A 20,903-nucleotide genomic window follows, 5' to 3' on the forward strand; every position below is an offset into this window, starting at 1 on the left:
GTGACCGAGCTTCCTCGTGACCAGCATCGCGCGTTCTCTCAAGTCCATCAGCGCCTTTCCCTCCGCAAGCCCCTGACAGAGTCACTGCGACGGCTGGCCGACATCGTTAACCTGACCTCGCCGTCGAAGGACACGGATGTCGAAGCCGCACGCGACGCGATACGAGCCGTCTACGGCAATCTCGGCGACGCCGATTTCGAGTCTTTTGAGCGCGACTTTCCGAGCGTATGCTTCGCCATCGCGACCGGCGTCGGCAAAACGCGCCTCATGGGCGCGTTCATCAGCTATCTCCTCATGATTGGCAAAAGCCGAAACTTCTTCGTGCTAGCTCCCAATCTCACGATCTATGAGAAACTTCTCACGGACTTCCAGCCTTCCAGTCCCAAATATGTATTCAAGGGCATAGAGGCGTTTGCACAGCAACCGCCTTTGATCGTTAACGCCGAAAACTATGAGGAAGGGCGAGGCGTTCGCGGAACGGACCTGCTGGGCCAGGAAGCGGCCATTATTAACATCTTCAACATATCGAAGATCAATTCTGAGGTGCGCGGCGGCAAGTCACCTCGGATTAAGCGGCTTCAAGAATACATAGGCGAAAGCTATTTTTCATATCTCGCTGGTTTGGACGACCTCGTCCTCTTGATGGATGAGGCTCACCGATATCGCGGCAGCGCGGGGTGGACCGCCATCAACGAATTGAAGCCAATCCTTGGATTGGAACTGACCGCAACGCCTAAGAGCGTCGGAGCCAGGTCAGCTGCCTTCAAAAACGTCGTCTATCATTACGATCTTCCGCAGGCGATGGAGGATGGCTTCGTTAAAGAGCCGGCCGTTGGCACGCGTGCAAACTTTGATCCGAAATCCGTCAATGAACGGGCCCTCGAACACATCAAACTAGAAGACGGAATCCACTACCACGAGCATGTGAAGGTAGCGCTTCAGGCCTACGCCAAGCAGCACCGAGTCCGAACTGTCCATCCATTCATGCTGGTCGTGACCCAGGACACCAATCACGCGCGAGAAGTGCGAGAATTCGTAGAGTCTGAGGCATTCTTCGATGGACGCTACAACGGCAAAGTCCTTGAAATCCACTCGAAGTTGACCGGGGAGGAAAGCGACGAAAACGCCACGCGCCTGCTCAACATCGAGCATAACGGTGACACCGACATCGTCATTCACGTCAACAAGCTCAAGGAAGGCTGGGACGTTTCCAACCTGTTCACGATCGTCCCGCTGCGCGCTTCTGCCTCCGAGATCCTGACCGAGCAGACCTTGGGCCGAGGCCTGCGTCTGCCCTACGGCAAGCGAACAGGGGTTGAGGCCGTCGATACACTGACCGTCATCGCTCACGACCGATTCAACGATCTCATCGAAAGAGCAAAATCGGCCGACGGCGTTATTCACAAGCTCAAGGAAATCAGGATCGGCGGAGGTGGCGATATATCGGCCGTGAAGCCTGTCTTGGTTGAAGCCCCGTCTGTTTTTCAACAGATGCTGAGGCAAGCCGCTCGCCAATCAGATGCGGTCGTCAGTGAGTTTGCCCCCCAGCAAGCGACCTCCGATTTTGCGGAGCCTTCTGCGCCAGCCTTTACTTTCAATCGGCCTGAGGAGTTGGCTCTGGCTGAAACGGTTTATGCAGATGTGCTGCCTTCGATGAGAACGCGGATGACAACCCTCGCGGATCTCAACGACGAGAAGATGATCAGGCGGATCGCCGAAGATGCGCTGGCGATTCAGCGTTCCAACGAAGGGCTCTTCCCGGCGCTGAGTGCTGCGCGAGCCGAGGCCGTCGTGGCCGAGCTTTGCGCAGCCTTTGTCGCTCGCACGATCGCCATCCCGAGCCTCACGGTCACACCGCAAGACCACGTTTCGTTCGGCTTCGGGCCCTTCAAACTCGACATAGGCAGTTGGAACTATCAACCTCTATCGCGCGAGCTTCTCGTGCAGGTGCTCAGGACCGAGCAGCAAACCGTGATCGCCGGCGGAGACGTTGGCGAGTTGCGTCTCAGGCTCGAAGACTACCTCGTGGAAAAGCTCATCGACTTCGATGAGATCGACTACGATGCCCACGCTCAGCTCCTATACGACCTCGCCGGCCAGGTGGTCGCTCATCTGCGCTCATACTTGAAGAGCGATGACGAAGTGCGCAGCGTGTTGATGACGCGTAGCAAGGAAATGGCCAAGGCCATTCTTGTCCAGATGCAAAGTCACATGTGGCGGACGGCAACGACCTATCGCGTCACATTGAACGCACCCTTCGACGAGTTGAGACCCCAAATGTTCGATGGCTCGGGAAAGGATGCAATCCGAGACTTCCGCAACCCGCCCGACCGCCTAAGCGAGATCAAGCGCTATATCTTTGTTGGATTCCAGCGTTGCTGCTATCACCGAGCAAAGTTTGATTCCGACCCGGAGCGGAAGATGGCTGCGCTCCTCGAAAGAGATCCAACCGTCCAGCTCTGGATGAAGCCGGGCCCCAACCAGTTCAGGATCTTCGACAACGACGGAAATCCCTATCAGCCCGATTTCGTTGTTGAGACGCAGGCGGAGAAGCTCATCGTCGAGGTCAAGAGAAAGTCAGAAATCGCGGATCCCGACGTGCTTCGTAAGGCCGACGCAGCTAGCCTCTGGTGCTTCATCGCCACCGAACACCATTCGAAGCCAAATAAGGAGAAGCCATGGCGATATGCGCTCGTGCCTGAGGATGCCGTGGAAGCCAACAGCACCCTGCCCGGCCTGCTCGCGAGCTATTCTAGGTTGCCCGACGCCGATCTTCTGGCTCGCTATGCGTTTCAGAACGAGCCATAGGACCGTTGCCACCTATCACCGTCACCATGCTTAAGATGGTGATTGCCGACTCAGGGAAGCTCGCTGACGAGAACCAGCGCCATTGCAGTTATCGGGCAGCATTCGGAACGCCGAACCAGCCATGAGTCACGGTAGGCGATTGACCCCTGCTCCGGACGCGACGGCCATGGATCGAGAGGTGCGTGTCGTGGGGCTGCGCGCGATATAGACCAAAAACCGGCGGCCGCATCAAAGCGCCTGTGCGATTGACCGCAACGCTGGCGGCCTGCTCTACCAGTGATTGCGCATCTACGTGGCAGCTGAACGCCGCCGACAACCTGCGCATAGGCTGATCCAGGTGATCAGGAGATCGAACGAGCGCGCTGCGGGGTAGTGAGACGTGTCCCAATCATACCTGTTCCATATCGGCGGCGACGGATCGCTCAGCGAAATGACGCCACAGCCCTATGACAACGAGGACCACATCCAGCGCCTTCTCGCAGAGCATCCAGCCATACTGGGCGGCCAATACCGGGACCAGGAGCCCCGTCGCTGGGCTTTGATCCAGAGAGAGGTGCCTGTCCCCGATGGCGCAGTCTCCGATCGGCGATGGTCGCTGGATCATCTGTATGTCGATCAAGACGCCATACCGACGCTCGTAGAGGTGAAGCGCAGTCGCGATACGCGCAGCCGCCGCGAAGTGGTCGGTCAGATGTTCGACTATGCTGCCAACGGACCGTCCTACTGGTCAATCGGCGAGCTTCGGGACGCGTTCGCCAGAACGCATGCAAGCCTATCGGAGGATTCCGGCGAGGCGCTCCGGATGGTGCTCGGCGAGGAGATTGATGCCGAGAGCTTCTGGTCCCTGCTTGAAGAAAACCTCCGCTCCGGTCGCATCCGGATGATCTTTCTGGTGGATGAGATGCCGCCGGAACTTCTTCGGATCGTCGAGTTCCTCGCCAGGCAGCTGCGGACCGCTGAGGTTTATGCGGTCGAGGTGCGGCAGCACGTCGGCAAGAGCGGGCAGGTTCTCGCCACGAGCATTCTCGGTCAGCTTCAGAATGACGAACAGAAGGTCACCACAGGCCGAAGTCTCGTCGCCCCTTCTCTTGACGAATGGTTCTCGACCTATCGGCAGCGGCATGGCGTAGCTTCAGAGGCCATAGCGGGCACAATTCGAGCCTGGGCTGAAGCTCAGGGTCTGGAACTCTTCATCACGGCCGCGCAGACTCCATCAATCGGCTGGTCTGTCCTGGAAGGTCAAGCACGGCGCTATCCCCTACTGTTGACCGGCAATGGCAAGGTAGCGACCTCGCTGGCGTATTTGGCCTCATCGCCTAAATATGCAGAGGAAGCCGATCGCCAGCAACTGGTCAACGCGCTCAGGGCGACCGGTCTCGAGTTTTCTCTTAGTTCGCTGAATGGCGACATCCGTATTCCGATCTCGGCGCTGGATGATCAAGGCAGACGCGAGCGCTACCTCAATGAACTCCAGCGGGTCATCGAACGAATTCGAGCCTGATGCGCGTCGCCCTGGCGGTCGGTGCTGCATTGAATAGCGATTGCCGAGTCAGCTGAGCTCACTGGCGAGCGCCGGCACCATCACGGCTATGGGACAGCATCTGGAGCAAGGAGCCAGCCCTGAGAGTCCGCAGGCGATCTCACGCGATCAATTTTCGCTCATCTTTCCGCAGCATTGATCTCTTCTCGTCGAACCGTGTAGTTCAGCGCCGGTCGATGCCGCCCTCTAGAGACCGTGCCGGCTGGCTCAAGCCAGTGTGCTAAGACCTGCTTGCGGAAATTCCGCTTGTCGCACGCCTTCCCGGTTATCGTCTCCACAGCCGCCTGCAATTCCGAGAGGCTGAATGCATCCCGCAGGAGGAGCGGTGCCAGAGCCGGGACGCCTTTGACCGGAGCATGAGAAAGCACGGCAACGTTGCGTTCCAGAGCTCTCACGGCATCCGCTAAGAGATCGCCATGGTCAAAAGCCAACGGTGCCGGCAACTGGTTGACTGGGAACCATTCAGCCTCAGCCGCGTCTGTGCCAGCCTTGAGAACGACTTTTGCCAGGTGCACTGCGGTCAAGTAGGCGACTGAGATGACCCGCTCTCGAGGATCGCGATCGGGTTCGGAATAAATTCCGAACTGGATAAGCGATACGCTCCCGACGCTAGTCTCTTCTGATAGCTCTCGCTTTGCGCAGTCCTCGATCGTCTCATTCGGGCGAAGAAATCCTCCCGGAAGCGCCCAGCGGCCCAGATGCGGCCCCTCCCCCCGTCGCACGAGTAGAACTTTGAGCTGGCTGTCGTCGAGCGCGAAGACCGCAATGTCGGCGGCAACGGCTGGATGCGGATGCTCATATTGAAACATGACACTTAGTGTATTGACTACACCACCTCAGTTTATGGTAGTGTTTATTTAACACGAACTAGCCAGTCGATCAACGATAAGGGGGCAGCTCATGATCCGCACCAGCCAAACGGACCCGCTTCAGATTGCCGAAATCGCCACTCGACCAGGCTGGGGCCTCATCGGCATCACGCTCTGCCCCGGAAAGCACGACAGACATGGATTGACCGGGAAATGGCAAAGGGATCTCGGACTGGATTTGGATGTAGTGGCGGATTGGGGGGCCGCTGCTGTCGTCACGCTAGTCGAGCCCGACGAACTGCAATGGCTGAAAGTCGCCTCCATGGGCGAGGAGGTCCGCCGGCGGCATATGGAATGGATTCACCTTCCGATCGTTGATGGCATGGCCCCATCGATCGAGTTCGACGCCCGATGGGTGTCAGCGGGCGAAAGCCTACGAGCGAGAATTCAAAATGGATTCAATGTCCTCCTGCACTGCAAGGGCGGCCTAGGCCGCGCGGGAACCATCGCCGCAGCGCTGCTGATCGAGCTTGACGTAGATCACGAAGACGCCATCCGACGCGTTCGGACATCCCGTCCCGGCGCTGTGGAGACAATCGATCAGGAGGAATACCTGCAGCACGTCCAGACGGCATTGCGGCGCCTGCCTCGAACAACGAAAGAGGCCGTTGAGGATCGCGCCATCGGTTCATTGCTCGGCCTGGCGATTGGCGATGCCGTGGGAACGACGCTTGAATTCGAGGGTCGGGATAGCAGTGACCTTCTGACCGATATGGTCGGTGGCGGGCCGTTCGATTTGCGTCCCGGTCAATGGACCGATGACACGTCGATGGCATTGGCGCTCGCGGACAGCCTGTTGCACGATCCGAAGCTCGACGCCATCGACCTGCAGGAGCGCTTCATTTCGTGGTGGCGGGACGGCCGTTATTCCTGCACGGGCGCCTGTTTCGACATCGGCATAACGACAGAGACTGCTCTAGAGAATTTCGAGCAGCAAGGAAGTGCCGTCAGCGGCTCCACTGACCCTGCGTCTGCCGGCAACGGCTCGTTGATGCGTCTGGCACCGGTGGCAATTGTTGGCTGGCACGACCAAGACCGGCGCCGCGACACTGCTGCACGCCAAAGCCGCACAACACATGCAGCTCCTGAAGCTGTCGAAGCGTGCGTATCCTTTGCGGACATCCTGGCCCACGCGATCGCAGGGCAGATCGCTACGTGGAATCTCAGAAGCGACGCGCCAATTGCCTCCCCATCGGTATCGGCCGTCATCGAAGGCAGTTGGCGGGGCAAGCTTCGCTCATCAATCAAGAGTTCTGGTTACGTGCTCCACACATTGGAAGCCGCGCTGTGGTGCGTGGGGCGCACGAACAATTTTCGCGACGCGGTGCTCCTGGCCGCGAACCTCGCCGACGATGCCGACACCACAGCCGCTGTAACCGGCCAGCTCGCCGGAGCCATATACGGCCGGTCGGGCATTCCGAGCGAGTGGCTCGAGCGACTAGCCTGGTCAGACAAAATCGAAGATATGGCGCGCCGACTGTTTCACGCAACCGATGCCCCAACTCAAGCCAAAAGCCTTGTCGACGAGGGAGCTCAGGCACGATGAATCAGCCTTCGGAGATGATCGAGTTCGCCAGAGAGATTGCACCCGCTCTCGTCGACAATTTTCAGCCGACGTCGCTCAGGCAGCGAACGAGCTGGAAGGAGAAGCGCGATGCCTACCATTTTGGTGGCCTGACGGCCGAGGATGCGATCAGCCGCTTCGCGGATTGGAACAGACGAATTCAGGTCGCCGCTAACGACCAAATCGAGATCTCAGGCATCGTGGATGAGATTAAGATTTGGGGAAAGGTGAGAGGCGGACAGTCCTTTACGGCCACAAACATGATGCGGGTATTAGACGTGTCAGTGGCGATGGCCTCAGTTCAATCAGGCAACTGGCTCCACGCCGTAAATGGCGTTCCTTGGAACAGTTCGTGGACAAAAATCGCCTGCGCCGCGACATTCCATCTTGACGGTCCTGATGCACGGGACGCTGTTCCCCTCGTGATTTGGGATAGTCGTGTCGCCGTCGCAGTTATCGAATGCATTCGATCGGCAGTTCTTTCTGGAGCGCTATCGGAGATTTCGGCTTCAGGACTTCAGAATGTCCTGCTGATTCCGCCTGCTCGTCCCGATGTTGGCTTGGAGCGCCGTAACGACCGAGTGAGGTCGCGGTGGCAGTGTGGTTGGAAGGGCGCTCCACACTGGCAAACTCCTGGCGCACCAACTCGATTGTGGCGCAGCCAATTTTGCGGCTCCGCTATTTCTTGCGCCATCGCCAACGAACTCAACAAGCGCTTTCCGAACGAAGGATGGACCAGTTTCGACGTTGGGCTGGCCCTGTTCATGCGGGGCTACTAGCGCGGCAGCTCAAAATGGCGAAGTAGGATCATACGCGGTGAGGAGCGGTCGCAACGAGATGGTCGAAAATGCCTGACGATATTGGTCCAATGCTGACAGCATGGCGACAGACACAAGGGAGAATTCCATATGGATCATACTACGCTTCTCGCTCAGATCGAAGACTGCGACGACGCTGACAAGTTGCGCTCGTGGATCGCCAATGCGCGCCGGGCCGCTCGACCAGACATCGCCGACGCTGCTTTCCGAAAGCTGGTGTCCATCTTGCCGAAGGAAGAGCCAGGCACTGTGGCCCATGATTTCTGGAAAACCATCCACGCGTTCGAACACGTCCTTTCCGATGAGAGGGGCAAGACCACGCGGCTCGCCCGCACGAGACAGAAGGTTGCACGGGTCGGCGAGGTTCAGACGCTGCGAGACTGGGCAATGAGCGCAAAGAGCACAGAGGGGTTTTCCATGCTGCTCGAACGAAAGATGCCTGAGCTGACCGGAGAGGCAATCGTTCTCCGACATTCCGACCAGTTCGACGACGAGGTGGTGACGGCTGCTAGGAAACGACTCCAAGCCGCAGGTGTCGATATCGCAGCGCTTCCAGGAGGAGCGCCATAGAGATCAAACCGAACAGAATAGCCAGAATGCCAATTGCCGAGTCAGGGGAGCTCGCTGGCGAGCACCAGCGCCATCGCAGCTACCCGGACAGAATCTGGAGCGCGGAGCCAGCCTCGAATCGCCACAAGCGATCCTTTCAACTAGTAGGGCCCGACTGCTTTCAGGTGAATTTGAGAGCCGCAAGTTGCTCAGCCGTAAGCTCTTGACTGTCAGACGCGCTCTCCTCGCGGCGGCGATGAGCACTTAGTAGATTGCTCGTCGGAATAGAACTCACATAGAATGTCGAGATCTGGGGTGTATCAACGTGGTCCAAGGCCATCGAATTCATGCCCGCCTCTTCGAACGGAAGTTCGTGGTCGATGGCATGACTTTTAATTTCCAGGCTGTCCCGGGATCAGCCGTGATCTTCTACATCGCAGGCGGCGGAACGAGGAAGCGGCGGTATAATCCTCACTTCTGGTTCGACGATGAGGACGTCGTTTCAATTGAGGATGGAGACTATTTTCGATCGGCATTCCCGGTCTTCAAGGCGGCACGAAGCGTTCTTCTTGAATGGGTATTCAACGAACGGCCTTATATGTTTCGACTTGAGGCGTCGACCGATCGCAAGAAGCCAATCTATCGCTGGATGGCGCATCGTTTGGCAAAGCGGCTCGAAGGGCACTATTCCGTGACCGAAGAGAACGAGACGCTCTATTTCCACCGAAGCAGCGCCTTCGGAGCAGATCCAAGTCAATAGGACGTAGGCCAACAAGTCGCAGCGAGGAACGATATGAAAGCGATCACGGAGAGGGAATATCACCTACGATTGTCTGCGTTCGTCGCGGAGGAAAAGGCTAAGCTTCCTCTTGAGAAAAGGCCCCAGGGCGTCTTCAGCAACTGGGGATTTTACGCGCAACAACAGAAGACGTTCGATCGAACTCTCGCCAGAGAAGGCATTGAAGTCATACGCCCAGCTGTAGTGAGGCCTCCGCAAACCGGCAGAATTCCAGGCTGAATCGCATTGGCGGGACATGCAGGCTAGCAGCCCAAACTCTCGCCGTCGCTCCGATCTGGCGCCTACCATGGCCAGGGTCGCACGCCAGGAGGCGAAGCTTCCTGATTGTCCGCATATCGATTGCCGAGTCAGGGAAGCTCACTGGCGAGCAGCAAAGCCATCGCATCTACTGGACAGCATCTGGAGCACCGAGCCAACCCTGAGTCACCGTCGACGATTTCTCGCGATCTACGGGGCAGCATCATCGCCCATAGCCTCGCTCCGAAAGCTGCCATTCCGTCGGCGGCCAAATCGGGGGTTTCAGCGCATCGGCCCGCATGCCCCGGGCCACGCCCGCTGACAGCATTCGTCAGGATTGCCTTCCCTAAAAGACAATCTGGCCTACGAAGTAACTGACTCCAATCGTGCCTATGCCAATGACAAGAGAGCGGATGAGGGTGTTCGACATGCTCATATGCCCGGCACGAGCGCCCAGTATCGATGTGATTGTGAGCGACGCTACCACGGCAGCCAGAATGAGCCCTGTCTCCAGGCGGACAGGGACGACAACGGTAATCGCGAAGGGAATAGCCGCGCCGAGCCCGTAGGCAACCGTCGATCCAACACTTGCCTGGATTACATCGGCCCGAGACAGCACGTCGAGAATGTGATGTTCGCTCTCCAACTGAGCCTTGAGTGGGGAGCGCATCATCAGCTCCTTCGCGACCTGATGGGCCAAATCTTGGCTCAATCCCTTCTTTTGATAGTAGGCGGCGAGCTCGGATAGTTCGGTAGCAGGATGAATTTTGATCTCCGCCCTTTCTTCATCCAAGGCTCTTAATTGTGCGTCGCGTTCCGTCGCCACTTCGGTCCATTTGGCACCTCCGGCAGTGAGCATCCCTGCAACGGTCGCCGCCAGTGCCGCCATGATCAACGTGGCGTCATTGGCACCAGCGCCGGTGAAGCCCTCCAGTATGCCAGCCGTTGCAATGATGCCGTCATTGGCTGCCAACGCCAGGTTGCGATGAAAGGCTCGGTCCGTCGCCATTAAATGCAGCCGCTGTAGCCAGGCGGAAACAACCGCAGTCAGGCTCGCCTTCCTACCCGGCCTCGCTTTATCCGTTGATGTTCCCTCAGAAGAATAGCGCATGGGCGGTCTATCGTTTCCTGGTCCAGAGACTTGGCGAGCTCGCGTCGGTTCGACGGACCGGCGATCATTGGAACAGCGCAAGGCGCGCATGTCGACCAGCCCATACACAGAACCGGATGGTCTGAACAATCAGCATCTCCTAGGGCATAGAGCTGCGATTGCCGACTCAAGGGAGAGCACTGGCGAGAACCAGCGCGACCACAGCTACCGGACAGCATCTGCAGCTCGGAGCCAGCGCTGAAGTCTGCAATGGGCGGCAATGTGGCCATATGATCGATCGTTCGGACTTCATCTGCCCGACGCCAGATAGCGATTACCGACTCAGGGAAGCTCACTGGCGAGCACCAGCGCCATCGCAGCTATCAGACAGCGCCTGGAACGCCGAGCCAGCCCTGAGTCACCGCAGACAATTTGGGCCGATAGTCTAGCAACCTTACGGGCGCGCGCCGTAAGCATAGCGCGAAGGCCCGCCGTGGTGAGCGGTGGACCTTTTGTGTTAACAGCGGCGCTAGTCGGAGCTCTACTGTCCGGGAGGGCCGGCAAGCACTGCTTCGATGAACTCGCGCCCGCTCGCATCAGCCATAAGAGAGCGGAAGGCTTCAAAGTCCTTGCCGAGGGTGTTGCGGAGAAGATCGGCCGCTTCACGGGCTTTCTCGCACTGGCGTTCGTGCTGCTGGTTCTGTTCACCGAGATCCATTTCACGCTCCAGCCTTAGCTTTTCCTCGCGCGCCTGCCTGGCTTGAATCTCGCTCTGTTTCCGTCGTTCCTTCTGCTGCTTGACGGTATCCCAAGCCTTGCGCTCTTTACCGATTTCGGCTTCGGTCTTGCCGGCGCCGGCAAGCTCCATGGCTCGCGCCTGCCATGCCTGCTCTTCCTCGCGCTACCGACGCTCTCCTTCGACCCTTCGCACTCTACCTGTTTCCGGACGCGTTTTTCTCCTGCGGCAGTATGGCGGGCAGGCCTACCGCGCGAAGCTCAGCAGCCGCGCAATCCGCAACTTTTTCCTACCGAGTAGCGTCGCTTTGAAATGGATAATTGACAGGGACTGCCGAGAAAGATGCTCCGCACGACCGTCCGGACCTAATAACTTGTCTTAGCCTACAGACAGCTATTCTTTAGACCCTTCTCCATGACCACCCTTAAAGCAAATAGCCTCTCTCAGCCCTAGAACGACGACGCAACCCGTTCACCTAAATGACGCAGCGCCACACCAACACGTTTGTTCATCTCCTGGTAGGCGACAAACGTGCCGGACGCACCATTACCAAAGCGAGGCAACGGCTTCATGATCAGTCCACGCTGACGGAAGTCGCTTCGAGCCTCTCGCCGGATGGCTTCTCTCTGTCGCTCGAGTGCGCCGTCCATGGCCTTAAGCCCAACCACTCCGGTCTTCGAGAATTTCTCTGCACGCTGCCGATCTCGCCAGGCAGAGATCGATGCAAGGAGGTCAACTCCTCCCGAACCGAATGTAGGCAGGCAGAAACTGAACGCCCTGGCTTGAAGACGCGAAAAAGAAAATGTTTTGAGATCGGCGAAGTGGTTGAGGTTCATTGCTGCCAGCTCTAGGCGAGAGAGCGTTACCTCAATGCGAACGCGCTTCTCAGCGTCTGGCAGATGGCGCTGAGTTCCGGCGGATCGATTTTGACGGTCGACGACCTTGTCCATTATGCGCCAGCGACTACCGGCCTCTTTGGAGCCGACATAGTAGGTGGCGTCCACATAGGGCAGACGATCAGTCGTTGTTGAGATAAGGAAGTGATCGTTCCTGCTGTGAGAAGCCTTGGAAAAGCCAAGGACACCAACGGTCGCCCCCGCTCCGGTTCCGAACGCAAATCGCGGACGATCCCTCAAATGGGCGATGACATCTCGCGGCGGCTCAAAGTGGTGCATCAGGACTCGGAATAGCTTTGCGCGGGCTGCATCGTCCGGTATTTTGGGGGTGAAATCGACACTGATTTCGATCTCCCCAACGACCGGATGATTCAGCAGGCCGAACTTATCTTGGATCCGCTGACAGAGGCGCCGGACCTCATCCAGTTTCGGCTCCTGCACTCGAATCTCAAACTGATCCGACACCCCACCTAGTCTCTCCTCAAGCGCCTTGATGTGGCTAGCTTTGCCCAGGACCGCTTTGACCTCATTTTGCAGCCATTGGTGCTGCGTCTCCCTCCCCAGCGATAGGCGAAGCGACAGCCAGTCGATCACTGCTCGGCAGGAATAGTCGTCCAGAGCGATTTCAGGCTCCAGCGCATACCGGCCTGCTAACCGTCGCTGAATATTTGCGATGGGCACCTTCCGGTAAGCTAATCGCCCGAGATCCAGCTTGGTCTTTACGGCAAACAGGGGAATTGAAATCGTCACATGAGGTTCCGACGAAAGACACAGGGCAAGGATCCCCTATCCGGCTCACGGAGGCCGGGCAAGCGTCGAGCAGCGTGGAAGAAACAGGCGGTTCTCCACGGCTAGTTGCCCGGTGCACCGCAGATCAATTCTAAAGCGCACCAGGCGAGATCCCGTCGCCGGCGCGACAATCTGTGCTGCGCGCGAAGGAACCCGCCAGTGACTCTCTCTGACGATTCCCGGCGATGTAGCAGCACACACCGGATCGTGCAGCCATACCGTCCGTCCTGGCTCTCATTCTCCAGAGGCTGTCCAGCTCGGTTCCCCCGCTGTCGTGACAGGAGGACTGATGGCACGGATGAACACGGAACTCCCGACCAGCGCCTCATCCGTCAAACAACAGGCGAGCCGCAAGGACGGCAGATAGCTCCGCCCAGCACTCAATGCCGCATCAGCCAGAGCCGCTTTTAGCGACCTGGCTTGAGAGCGAGCCAACGGCATAACGTCGCTGTCGAGCGCTGGAGCTAGCAGCCCTACGGATTACCGACGAAAGCGAGTCCGGGAAATAGCTATTCGCCGATCCGTCTAGATGCCGTCGCCAGCCTACAGTCGTTGCAACGACCCCGGAAATGCACGCTCGAGGCGCCACCCGGCACGCTGCTTTACGTTTGGTTGACAGAATGGGTAAAAAGCGAAAAACGGCGATTTTTGTCAACCTGTGTCAACCAAACGTAAACTTAGTGTCGCGTTTTGGGGGACATTCTCGTGGATGACCTACGAGAGTGGTCATTTTCAGGTCCATTGGAACGCGATTTTCAGTTGCCAAGTTGACACTTGGTTGACAGGATTACCATACGTAACAGCGAGATCGGGAAGACTCGCACGTCCTCTTCAGAGGAATGGGAGGTTTGGATCTCGGGAGCTCGCGGGCGCAAAGTGCATCCCGTCGAAATCCCTTGCCCTCTTCTAGGTCCTTCGTTCCCCTATCCCAGTCGCGCCACCAGGTTGTCGGCGGAGAGGTGCGAGTAGCGGCGGAGCATCCGGAGCTCCTTGTGACCACTGATGGTCGAGACTTCGATGACGTTCAAACCGAGCTCGAAAAGGCGGCTGACGCCCTCGTGGCGGAGGTCATGGAAGCGGAGCGCCTCGATCCCAGCTCTGACCAAGAGACGTCGCCAAGCTTGCTCCAGCGATCCTGTCGACATCGGGAAGATGCACGGCTCGTCCGGATTGGCGTTCGCCTTCCAGCTCACCAGCGCGTCGAACGCACGCTGCGAAAGAGGCACCTCGCGGCTCTCACCGTTCTTAGTCAAATCCAACGTGATCACGCGACGATTGTGCGAGAGATCGCTCCAGGTGAGCCCGAGAAGCTCGCCACGACGCATTCCGGTCTCGATGGCGAGGATCAGCAGTGTCCGGAGATAGGGCGTCTTACCCCCTTCGCAGGCGACCAGGAGGCGTTGTTCCTCGTCGTTCTGGAGACGACGCTTGCGCTCGTTCTTGACGCTCGGTCGACGGACTAGCTTGGCGACGTTGCGACCGAGCGGATATCCCCAATCCCGGATCGCGACTTCAATGACGTGGGAGAGGATCGCCATCTCTCGGAGCGTCGTCGCGGGACTGACCGAGGCGAGACGCTCATCGCGGAACGACGACATGTCTGCTGGAGACAGGCCAACCAGCGTCCGGTAGGCGATCTCGTGACGCTCCAGGACGCCGATACGCTGGATCTCCTGAGGAGCGCCACGCTTGGTCGGCGAGACCTCTTCCCGGTAGCGCTTGAGCAGATCCCCGAGCGTGGTGGACTCGAGGATCTTGGTGTCTGGAGCCAGGCCGTGCTTGTCGACCACGGCTTCCAGCGCGCGTGCCCAGGCTTCGGCCTCGGTCTTCGTATCGAAGCTCTTGGCGCGAGGCTTCGTGCCACGCCTGCGCACCTGAGCCTGCCATCTACCTCTGAGTTTCCGGATCGTCGCCACGTTGTGCTCCTGGTCATTGAGCACATTGCGTAGGACGCCCCCGGAGGCCGTCCAAGGCACATTCCGGAGGCTTGGCTGGGGATACAGGTCAGTCGACTATGCCCTTCAGAGCCGTATCAGCGCTGAAACGGAGAGACTCGATTTTGTCGCTGTCCAGCGGGTAGCAGATCGAGACGATCTTCATGCCATCCTGGATCGCGTCAGGCTGATTAGTCCGCATACTCTGGCAGTGCGACATGGACTGGACGAACGGCATCACCACGACCTGGGGTGCTCGTCCCTCAAAGACAAATACGCTGAGCAGCAAGGCATACATTGTAGCACTCTCCAGTTGCGAACCGACTGCCGGTTGCGCTTCCGAACGTGCTAGGACGGGGTTGGAGGGGTGCCAAGGACTGGTCCTCGCGGTCCACCTGCAGAACGAGAGCCATGAACTCCGACAAGCCGACCCTGACCCAGGTTCAGATCATCCAGTCGCTCGCTGAAGCTCTCTCCTGGTTCGAGAAGGAAATCAGCTGGGGTGTAAGTCCTGGCGAACTCAATCACCTGACCGGACGGATCGGCGAGCTCTACGCCGCCATGATCACGCGCGGGCAGATGGCCCTCGACACCAACCAGCACGGATATGATGTCGTATCCGCAGACAATGAACGGATATCGGTCAAGACGATCACGTCCTCGACCCATGTCAGCTTCAATCAGAACACCTTCCACCACGTCGACCGGATCATGGTGCTGCGGGTCAACGTTGACGACGAAAAGGGCGTCTCGGTCGAAGAGCTGCTCGACACCTCAGTCCTGGACGCCGCGCCGCTCCTACGCGCCCAGGGCGGCAAGCTCGTCTATCCGATCAGTAGCGGAAAAAAGGAACCGCGACCGGTTGAGGATCTGGAGATCACGGCTCGCGCCTCAATCGCCGATCTCGACATCGTCCAATACGAAAGTGGTGCGATCCGGATCTATCGCCATGGCGAGGCCGTGCCGGAAGCTGTGAAGACACTGCTGAGACCGATCGCGACGGAGATCGGCGTGGATCTGGTCAACTCGAAGGGCGGATTAAAGAACACGCAGCAGCTCGGTGCGGACGTCATTCGCACCATCAACGTGAGACGCGCCTCTCGATAGATTCACGGCCTAGGCCGCGATCTGCATCGCCATAAGGGCAACTTAGCTTGCGATCCCCGACAGCCGTGCAAGGATGCACAGGAGAAAACGCTGATACCGGGGGGAACAGCGAATGACACGGACGCTTGTGGAGTGCCTTAAGCTCTTCAACCGTAAGGAGCGCTATTGGCTCATACGCAATGCGCTGGGTGAGACGGGCCAGGAACTGCTCCTCTCAAAATCGTTCCGGCAGGAGCTCGGTCGAGCAACGAACACTGACATTCCCGCGGATGCCTGGTGGGCACTCGACTACCATATAGACTGGCTGTTCGGCGCTCTGCTTCTCGATAGCAAGGCCGATGGGACCGCATCGAAACCAATCGACAATCCCGATTGCCTGATCCGAGGGACTCAAGAGGACTTTGATTTCGTCGTTGCCTTCGACCGGACGATCATTCTTGTTGAAGCCAAGGGGGTCACAGGCTGGGATACTGAACAGATGTCCCGAAAGCGTGGACGGTTGAGCGAGTGGAAGGAGTTTTCGCCCACAGTGAAGAGTGGCAGCCGCGACGGCTACGTTCCGCCGCGCATCATCCTGGCCCTGACATCACCGAATTCCGATGGCAAAACTCGCGACCCCCGCAGGGATCCAGCTTTTTCGGACGAAGACGGCAAAAAACTCCCTCATGTGGATCTCGACTTATTCGGAGACCCGAAGCGTTTTTTGGCGCCTACACGTTGCAACCCGAAAGGGACAGCTTCTAGCAGTGACGGCCTTTGGCACGTGACACGTGCGAAGTAGCCGACCCAACCGACATCCAGAACCACCAAAGTGCCTCGGTCGTGGCCCTCGCGACATCCGCTTAACCAGGCGAACGCCAAAAGCCGCTCTGCGTATCTCGCAAACGGCCAAAAACCCAATAATATCAATTGTTTAAATGGCGGAGAGGGGGAGATTCGAACTCCCGATACCCTTGCGAGTATGCCGCATTTCGAGTGCGGTGCAATCGACCACTCTGCCACCTCTCCGCGGTGGCGCTCAATCGGCGCGATTGGCCTGATACATGGGTCGGCGGAGGATGACAAGGGGCTTCGAATCCTTTCCCACGTCTTGTGGATGAAGTTCGCCTCTCCCGTGGCGATCCGGCCACCAGGCCTGTCGATCGGGGCGACGGGAGCGCGAATGTGTTCCCCTCATGCCGCCCAGGCTTTCGCACGGGTGCCCGGCCCACGGGTGCCCGGCCCAAGAGGCCGCGGGGCCGACGCCTGCCGACAACACGGCGCTCCGAGCCAAGCGCCTCGCCTTCCCTCGGGAAGGCCTGAATGCCGTCGCCCTCCTGGCACCCGCCATGCCCGGCAGCACGGCAACCATCTTTGCCAGAGATCAGGAAGGATCGTAGAACGTCGCCAAGCGCCCCAGCGACGCCTCGATCCCGCTAGGCCGGGTTCAGCCTCCGGCCAGGACGAGACGCATGACGTTAGGGCACCCCGACAGCCCGGCAGATCGCCAAGCTCCCAACCTCCGTTGGTCTTCCGTTCAAATCGGGTTCCCACCCCCCCAAACGCGCAACGCGCCTTCCGCCCCGCGCGGGCTTTCCGATATCACCGAACTGCCGCCTGAGGACCGTCAATGCTTGCGCGCGACAAGGATTTTGGGGCGCGAAAGGGGCGGTTTCGCTTGACAGCGGGCGGGCTGTCCCTATAGATGCGGGCCGAATGGCGGCGCGGCTTTTGGGCTGCGCCATTTCCATTTCATGAAACCCTGACTGAAGAAGCCGATCCTCGAGGTCGAGCTGAACAACGGAAAGAACAATGTTCGCAGTCATTAAGACCGGTGGCAAGCAGTACCAGGTTGCCGCCAACGACCAGATCGAAGTCGAGCTTCTGACCGGCGCCCCCGGCGACCTGGTGACCTTCGAGGAGATCCTTCTCGTCGGCGGCGACAATGGCGTCACCGTCGGTGCCCCGCTCGTGGCCGGCGCCACGGTCTCGGGCGAGATCATCGAGCAGTTCCGCACGCGCAAGATCCTCGTCTTCAAGAAGCGTCGCCGCCAGAATTCGAAGCGCAGCCGCGGCCATCGCCAGAGCCTGACCCTCGTCCGGATCCACGAGATCCTGACCGACGGCGCCAAGGCTTCCGGCAAGAAGGCCACGAAGGCAAAGGCCAAGGTCGCAGCACCCGCGACCGACGTCGCGCCGGCAGCGCTCGCAGGCGGGCTCGACAGCTCCAACCTCTCGCTGATCTCGGGCATCGGCCCGACCATCGAGAAGAAGCTGCGCGCCGCCGGCATCACCTCCTGGGAGCAGATTGCTGCCTGGACCGATGCCGACATCGCCAAGTATGATGAAGAACTCGCCCTGCGTGGCCGGGTTGTTCGCGAAGAGTGGGTCCAGCAGGCCTCCGAGCTTCTCGCCGGCAAGCCGCCGCGCGCCAAGATCGACCAGGCTGAGCTGAAGTCTGGCGAAGATCGGTGAGCCGCGCTTCCTAGCGCGCCCCTAACAACGGATCAGGAGTTCGATCATGGCACACAAAAAGGCAGGCGGTTCCTCGCGCAACGGTCGCGATTCCGCGGGTCGCCGTCTCGGCGTCAAGAAGTTCGGCGGCGAAGCCGTCATTTCCGGCAACATCATCCTGCGCCAGCGCGGGACGCAATGGCATCCGGGCACCGGCGTTGGCCTCGGCAAGGATCACACGATCTTCGCCACCACGGACGGACACGTATCCTTCCGTAAGAAAGCCAACGGCCGTACCTACGTCTCCGTCGCCCCGGCGGCGCTGGAGGCTGCAGAATAACCGGCATTTCCAAGGAACGCCGGTGTCGCATCAGACCCGGCCGACCGAACGGCAAATGATCCGCAAGTGATCAAGGGGAGATGGGGCACCATCTCCCCTTTTTCTTTGGCCCGATGGGAGGCACCAATGCGGGACCATGATGCGGACGAGGCAAGCGAAGACGAAGAACGGAGCGTCCTGACGGCGCGGCTCATGCTCCGACGCCCCAGGACGGACGATGCGGCGATGCTCGCCGCGATGATCGACAATCCGCGCATCGCGAGCCATCTCGTGGCCGGCCCCCATCCCTTCATGCGCGCCGGGGCCGGCATCGTCGCCCATATCGCCGTGTCGCGGCGGACGGGCATGGTGATCGGCGCCGGCTGCCACCGGCCGAGCGCCACCCGGCCCGGCGGCCACGACCTCTCCTTCTTCGTCGCCGAGGAGCACTGGGGCCAGGGTTTCGGCACCGAGATCGCCCATGCGGCGGTCGACCACGCCTTCGAGGCGGGCGCCGTCGAGCGGCTCTGGTGCTCGGTCCGCGTCACCAACGGCCCGGCGCGACGGGTGGCTGCGAAATGCGGCTTCCAGTTCCGCGATACCGGCATGGTGCGGTCGCTCGCGGCGCGCGGCGCCGTGCCGGTCGAGCATTTCGTGCTCGAGCGCGGCATCTGGCAGAGCCTGAAATCCTGGGGCGCGACAGCCGCCCCCGACATGAGACGGACGAGCAACCCCGATCCGGGGAGGGCGAGCGATGATGACGATACGAGCCATGCTGCCTGAGAAGACGATCCAGACGGCCAACGTGTTGCTGCGCCCGCTCCGGCCCGGCGACGGCCCCGCCATCGTGTCCGGCCTCAGCGATTACGAGGTGACGCGCTGGCTGGCGCGCGTGCCCTATCCCTACAGCCTCGACGAGGCGCTGCGTTTCCTCGCCTGGGAACGGGCGCAGCGGCCGGTCAGCGCCGAGCAGGTCTACGCCATCGATCGCGGCGGCATGATCGGGCTGATCTCGCTGCGCGACGCCGGCCCGCGGCCCGTGCTCGGCTACTGGCTGGCGCGGGAGCACTGGGGCAATCGCTACATGAGCGAGGCGGCGGCGGCGCTCGTCGAGGATACCTTCGACGATCCCGACATAATCGAGATCCAGTCCGGCGTGTTCGAGGGCAACGAGCGCTCGCTCGCCATCCAGAAGCGGCTCGGATTCGAGATCATCGGTCGTTCGATCCAGCATAACCTTGCGCTCGGCCGCGATCTTGCGCATATCGACACAGCCCTGACGCGCGCGCGTCACTACGAGTTGAAAACATGAAATTTCTCGACGAAGCCAAGGTCTACATCCGCTCCGGCGACGGCGGCGCAGGCTGCGTCTCGTTTCGTCGGGAAAAGTTCATCGAGTTCGGCGGGCCGGATGGCGGCGACGGCGGCCGGGGCGGCGACGTCTGGGCCGAGTGCGTCGACGGCCTGAACACGCTGATCGACTATCGCTACCAGCAGCATTTCAAGGCCAAGGTCGGCGTGCACGGCATGGGGCGCAACCTCGCCGGCGGCAAGGGCGACGACGTCACGCTCAAGCTGCCCGTCGGCACGCAGATCTATGACGAGGACGGCGAGACGCTGATCGCCGACATGACGCGCATCGGCGAGCGCTTCCTGCTCGCCAAGGGCGGCAATGGCGGCTTCGGCAACGCCCATTTCAAGACCTCGACCAACCAGGCGCCGCGCCGGGCCAATCCCGGCCTCGAGGGGCTGGAGCGCTGGATCTGGCTGCGCCTGAAGCTGATCGCCGACGCCGGCCTGGTCGGCCTGCCGAACGCCGGCAAGTCGACCTTCCTCGCCGCCGTCACCGCCGCGAAGCCGAAGATCGCCGATTATCCCTTCACCACGCTGCATCCGAACCTCGGCGTCGTGCGCAGCGATGGCCGCGAATTCGTGCTCGCCGACATTCCCGGCCTGATCGAGGGCGCGCATGAGGGCATCGGCCTCGGCGTCCGCTTCCTCGGCCATGTCGAGCGCTGCCGCGTGCTGCTGCATCTGGTCGACGGCACGCAGGAAGATCCGGCCGAGGCCTATCGCGTCGTGCGCGGCGAGCTCGACGCCTATGGCGACGTGCTGGCCGAGAAGCGCGAAGTGGTGGCGCTCTCCAAGGCGGACTCCATTCCGGAAGACCAGCTCGACCGGGTGAAGCGCGAGCTGGCCAAGGCCTGCGGGCAGACGCCGCTCGTCCTTTCCGCCGCCACCCGCGTCGGCATGGAAGGCGCGCTGCGCACGATCGGGCGCATCATCGACGAGGGCAAGCTGGAAGACCCGAACCTGCATCCGAGCGCCAAGGACGAGCCCTGGCGACCGTGAAGCTCAATCGCCTTACCGCATTGAGCCTTGCAACGGGGGACCGCCCCCATCGGATCGAAGAGC

General features: G+C 60.1%; 19 protein-coding genes and 1 tRNA gene. 13 read left to right on the forward strand and 7 right to left on the reverse strand.

The genetic code is table 11. The features are described from left to right. Window positions 1-2,808, forward strand: a complete 2,808-nt coding sequence (locus AC6HZP_RS23690; RefSeq protein ID WP_497524828.1) for a DEAD/DEAH box helicase family protein — start codon at window positions 1-3, stop codon at window positions 2,806-2,808. 379 nt (window positions 2,809-3,187) lie between these two features. Next, window positions 3,188-4,309 (forward strand): hypothetical protein, encoded by a 1,122-nt coding sequence (locus AC6HZP_RS23695; protein WP_497524829.1) that lies wholly within the window; start codon window positions 3,188-3,190, stop codon window positions 4,307-4,309. Window positions 4,310-4,467: 158 nt separating this feature from the next. On the opposite strand, the gene AC6HZP_RS23700 is transcribed toward AC6HZP_RS23695, so the two are convergent. Continuing rightward, window positions 4,468-5,157 carry an NUDIX domain-containing protein gene (locus AC6HZP_RS23700; RefSeq protein WP_497524830.1) on the reverse strand — a complete coding sequence of 230 codons (690 nt, stop codon included), beginning with the start codon at window positions 5,155-5,157 and terminating at the stop codon, window positions 4,468-4,470. Window positions 5,158-5,248: 91 nt separating this feature from the next. On the opposite strand from AC6HZP_RS23700, the gene AC6HZP_RS23705 reads away from it, so the two are divergent. The 4 genes from AC6HZP_RS23705 (at window position 5,249) to AC6HZP_RS23720 (ending at window position 8,908) form a co-directional block, all read left to right on the forward strand. Further along, complete coding sequence (locus AC6HZP_RS23705; RefSeq protein WP_497524831.1) at window positions 5,249-6,763, forward strand: ADP-ribosylglycohydrolase family protein; 1,515 nt, start codon at window positions 5,249-5,251, stop codon at window positions 6,761-6,763. Next, complete coding sequence (locus AC6HZP_RS23710) at window positions 6,760-7,560, forward strand: hypothetical protein (RefSeq protein ID WP_497524832.1); 801 nt, start codon at window positions 6,760-6,762, stop codon at window positions 7,558-7,560. Before AC6HZP_RS23705 ends, AC6HZP_RS23710 begins: the two co-directional genes overlap by 4 nt. Window positions 7,561-7,689: 129 nt before the next feature. Continuing rightward, a complete protein-coding gene (locus AC6HZP_RS23715; protein ID WP_497524833.1) occupies window positions 7,690-8,169 on the forward strand; it encodes a hypothetical protein in 480 nt (159 codons plus the stop codon). Between the two features lie 400 nt (window positions 8,170-8,569). Continuing rightward, complete coding sequence (locus AC6HZP_RS23720; RefSeq protein WP_497524834.1) at window positions 8,570-8,908, forward strand: hypothetical protein; 339 nt, start codon at window positions 8,570-8,572, stop codon at window positions 8,906-8,908. A 622-nt stretch (window positions 8,909-9,530) separates the two neighbouring features. On the opposite strand, the gene AC6HZP_RS23725 is transcribed toward AC6HZP_RS23720, so the two are convergent. The 5 genes from AC6HZP_RS23725 to AC6HZP_RS23745 form a co-directional block, all read right to left on the reverse strand. Beyond that, window positions 9,531-10,295 carry a VIT1/CCC1 transporter family protein gene (locus tag AC6HZP_RS23725; RefSeq protein ID WP_497524835.1) on the reverse strand — a complete coding sequence of 255 codons (765 nt, stop codon included), beginning with the start codon at window positions 10,293-10,295 and terminating at the stop codon, window positions 9,531-9,533. Between the two features lie 520 nt (window positions 10,296-10,815). Beyond that, window positions 10,816-11,142 (reverse strand): hypothetical protein, encoded by a 327-nt coding sequence (locus AC6HZP_RS23730; RefSeq protein ID WP_497524836.1) that lies wholly within the window; start codon window positions 11,140-11,142, stop codon window positions 10,816-10,818. Window positions 11,143-11,459: 317 nt separating this feature from the next. Next, window positions 11,460-12,656, reverse strand: a complete 1,197-nt coding sequence (locus AC6HZP_RS23735) for a hypothetical protein (protein ID WP_497524837.1) — start codon at window positions 12,654-12,656, stop codon at window positions 11,460-11,462. A gap of 962 nt (window positions 12,657-13,618) precedes the next feature. After that, window positions 13,619-14,611 carry a site-specific integrase gene (locus AC6HZP_RS23740; protein WP_497524838.1) on the reverse strand — a complete coding sequence of 331 codons (993 nt, stop codon included), beginning with the start codon at window positions 14,609-14,611 and terminating at the stop codon, window positions 13,619-13,621. A gap of 88 nt (window positions 14,612-14,699) precedes the next feature. Beyond that, complete coding sequence (locus AC6HZP_RS23745; RefSeq protein ID WP_497524839.1) at window positions 14,700-14,927, reverse strand: hypothetical protein; 228 nt, start codon at window positions 14,925-14,927, stop codon at window positions 14,700-14,702. 113 nt (window positions 14,928-15,040) lie between these two features. Here AC6HZP_RS23745 and AC6HZP_RS23750 point away from each other — a divergent pair, with 113 nt between their 5' ends. Next, window positions 15,041-15,736: a DUF6998 domain-containing protein gene (locus AC6HZP_RS23750; RefSeq protein WP_497524840.1), complete on the forward strand. Its 696-nt coding sequence runs from the start codon at window positions 15,041-15,043 to the stop codon at window positions 15,734-15,736. A gap of 112 nt (window positions 15,737-15,848) precedes the next feature. Beyond that, window positions 15,849-16,517, forward strand: coding sequence for a hypothetical protein (locus AC6HZP_RS23755; protein WP_497524841.1), 669 nt, complete (start codon window positions 15,849-15,851; stop codon window positions 16,515-16,517). Between the two features lie 137 nt (window positions 16,518-16,654). Here AC6HZP_RS23755 and AC6HZP_RS23760 read toward each other — a convergent pair. After that, window positions 16,655-16,744: transfer RNA gene (locus AC6HZP_RS23760), tRNA-Ser, on the reverse strand. Window positions 16,745-17,527: 783 nt separating this feature from the next. On the opposite strand from AC6HZP_RS23760, the gene AC6HZP_RS23765 reads away from it, so the two are divergent. The 5 genes from AC6HZP_RS23765 to obgE all read left to right on the forward strand — a co-directional run bounded on the left by AC6HZP_RS23765 (window position 17,528) and on the right by obgE (window position 20,840). Then, window positions 17,528-18,190 (forward strand): 50S ribosomal protein L21, encoded by a 663-nt coding sequence (locus AC6HZP_RS23765; protein WP_497524842.1) that lies wholly within the window; start codon window positions 17,528-17,530, stop codon window positions 18,188-18,190. 46 nt (window positions 18,191-18,236) lie between these two features. Beyond that, entirely contained in the window at window positions 18,237-18,509 is a 273-nt protein-coding gene (gene rpmA, locus AC6HZP_RS23770) for a 50S ribosomal protein L27 (protein WP_018183092.1), read from the forward strand. 126 nt (window positions 18,510-18,635) lie between these two features. Then, window positions 18,636-19,271 carry a GNAT family N-acetyltransferase gene (locus AC6HZP_RS23775; protein ID WP_497524843.1) on the forward strand — a complete coding sequence of 212 codons (636 nt, stop codon included), beginning with the start codon at window positions 18,636-18,638 and terminating at the stop codon, window positions 19,269-19,271. Beyond that, window positions 19,261-19,800: a GNAT family N-acetyltransferase gene (locus tag AC6HZP_RS23780; protein ID WP_201401383.1), complete on the forward strand. Its 540-nt coding sequence runs from the start codon at window positions 19,261-19,263 to the stop codon at window positions 19,798-19,800. The genes AC6HZP_RS23775 and AC6HZP_RS23780 overlap by 11 nt, the downstream gene beginning before the upstream one ends. Beyond that, window positions 19,797-20,840, forward strand: coding sequence for a GTPase ObgE (obgE, locus tag AC6HZP_RS23785; RefSeq protein WP_201401384.1), 1,044 nt, complete (start codon window positions 19,797-19,799; stop codon window positions 20,838-20,840). The genes AC6HZP_RS23780 and obgE overlap by 4 nt, the downstream gene beginning before the upstream one ends. Window positions 20,841-20,903 lie beyond the last annotated feature (63 nt).

The sequence above is a fragment of the Kaistia sp. SLG-1 genome (genome assembly GCF_059699055.1).

Coding starts and splice junctions, on each gene's coding strand:
- AC6HZP_RS23700 (WP_497524830.1), bottom strand. CDS start 5,157: ATGTTTCAATATGAGCATCCGCATCCAGCCGTTGCCGCCGACATTGCG.
- AC6HZP_RS23705 (WP_497524831.1), top strand. CDS start 5,249: ATGATCCGCACCAGCCAAACGGACCCGCTTCAGATTGCCGAAATCGCC.
- AC6HZP_RS23710 (WP_497524832.1), top strand. CDS start 6,760: ATGAATCAGCCTTCGGAGATGATCGAGTTCGCCAGAGAGATTGCACCC.
- AC6HZP_RS23715 (WP_497524833.1), top strand. CDS start 7,690: ATGGATCATACTACGCTTCTCGCTCAGATCGAAGACTGCGACGACGCT.
- AC6HZP_RS23725 (WP_497524835.1), bottom strand. CDS start 10,295: ATGCGCTATTCTTCTGAGGGAACATCAACGGATAAAGCGAGGCCGGGT.
- AC6HZP_RS23730 (WP_497524836.1), bottom strand. CDS start 11,142: ATGGAGCTTGCCGGCGCCGGCAAGACCGAAGCCGAAATCGGTAAAGAG.
- AC6HZP_RS23745 (WP_497524839.1), bottom strand. CDS start 14,927: ATGTATGCCTTGCTGCTCAGCGTATTTGTCTTTGAGGGACGAGCACCC.
- AC6HZP_RS23750 (WP_497524840.1), top strand. CDS start 15,041: ATGAACTCCGACAAGCCGACCCTGACCCAGGTTCAGATCATCCAGTCG.
- AC6HZP_RS23755 (WP_497524841.1), top strand. CDS start 15,849: ATGACACGGACGCTTGTGGAGTGCCTTAAGCTCTTCAACCGTAAGGAG.
- AC6HZP_RS23765 (WP_497524842.1), top strand. CDS start 17,528: ATGTTCGCAGTCATTAAGACCGGTGGCAAGCAGTACCAGGTTGCCGCC.
- rpmA (WP_018183092.1), top strand. CDS start 18,237: ATGGCACACAAAAAGGCAGGCGGTTCCTCGCGCAACGGTCGCGATTCC.
- AC6HZP_RS23775 (WP_497524843.1), top strand. CDS start 18,636: ATGCGGGACCATGATGCGGACGAGGCAAGCGAAGACGAAGAACGGAGC.
- AC6HZP_RS23780 (WP_201401383.1), top strand. CDS start 19,261: ATGCTGCCTGAGAAGACGATCCAGACGGCCAACGTGTTGCTGCGCCCG.
- obgE (WP_201401384.1), top strand. CDS start 19,797: ATGAAATTTCTCGACGAAGCCAAGGTCTACATCCGCTCCGGCGACGGC.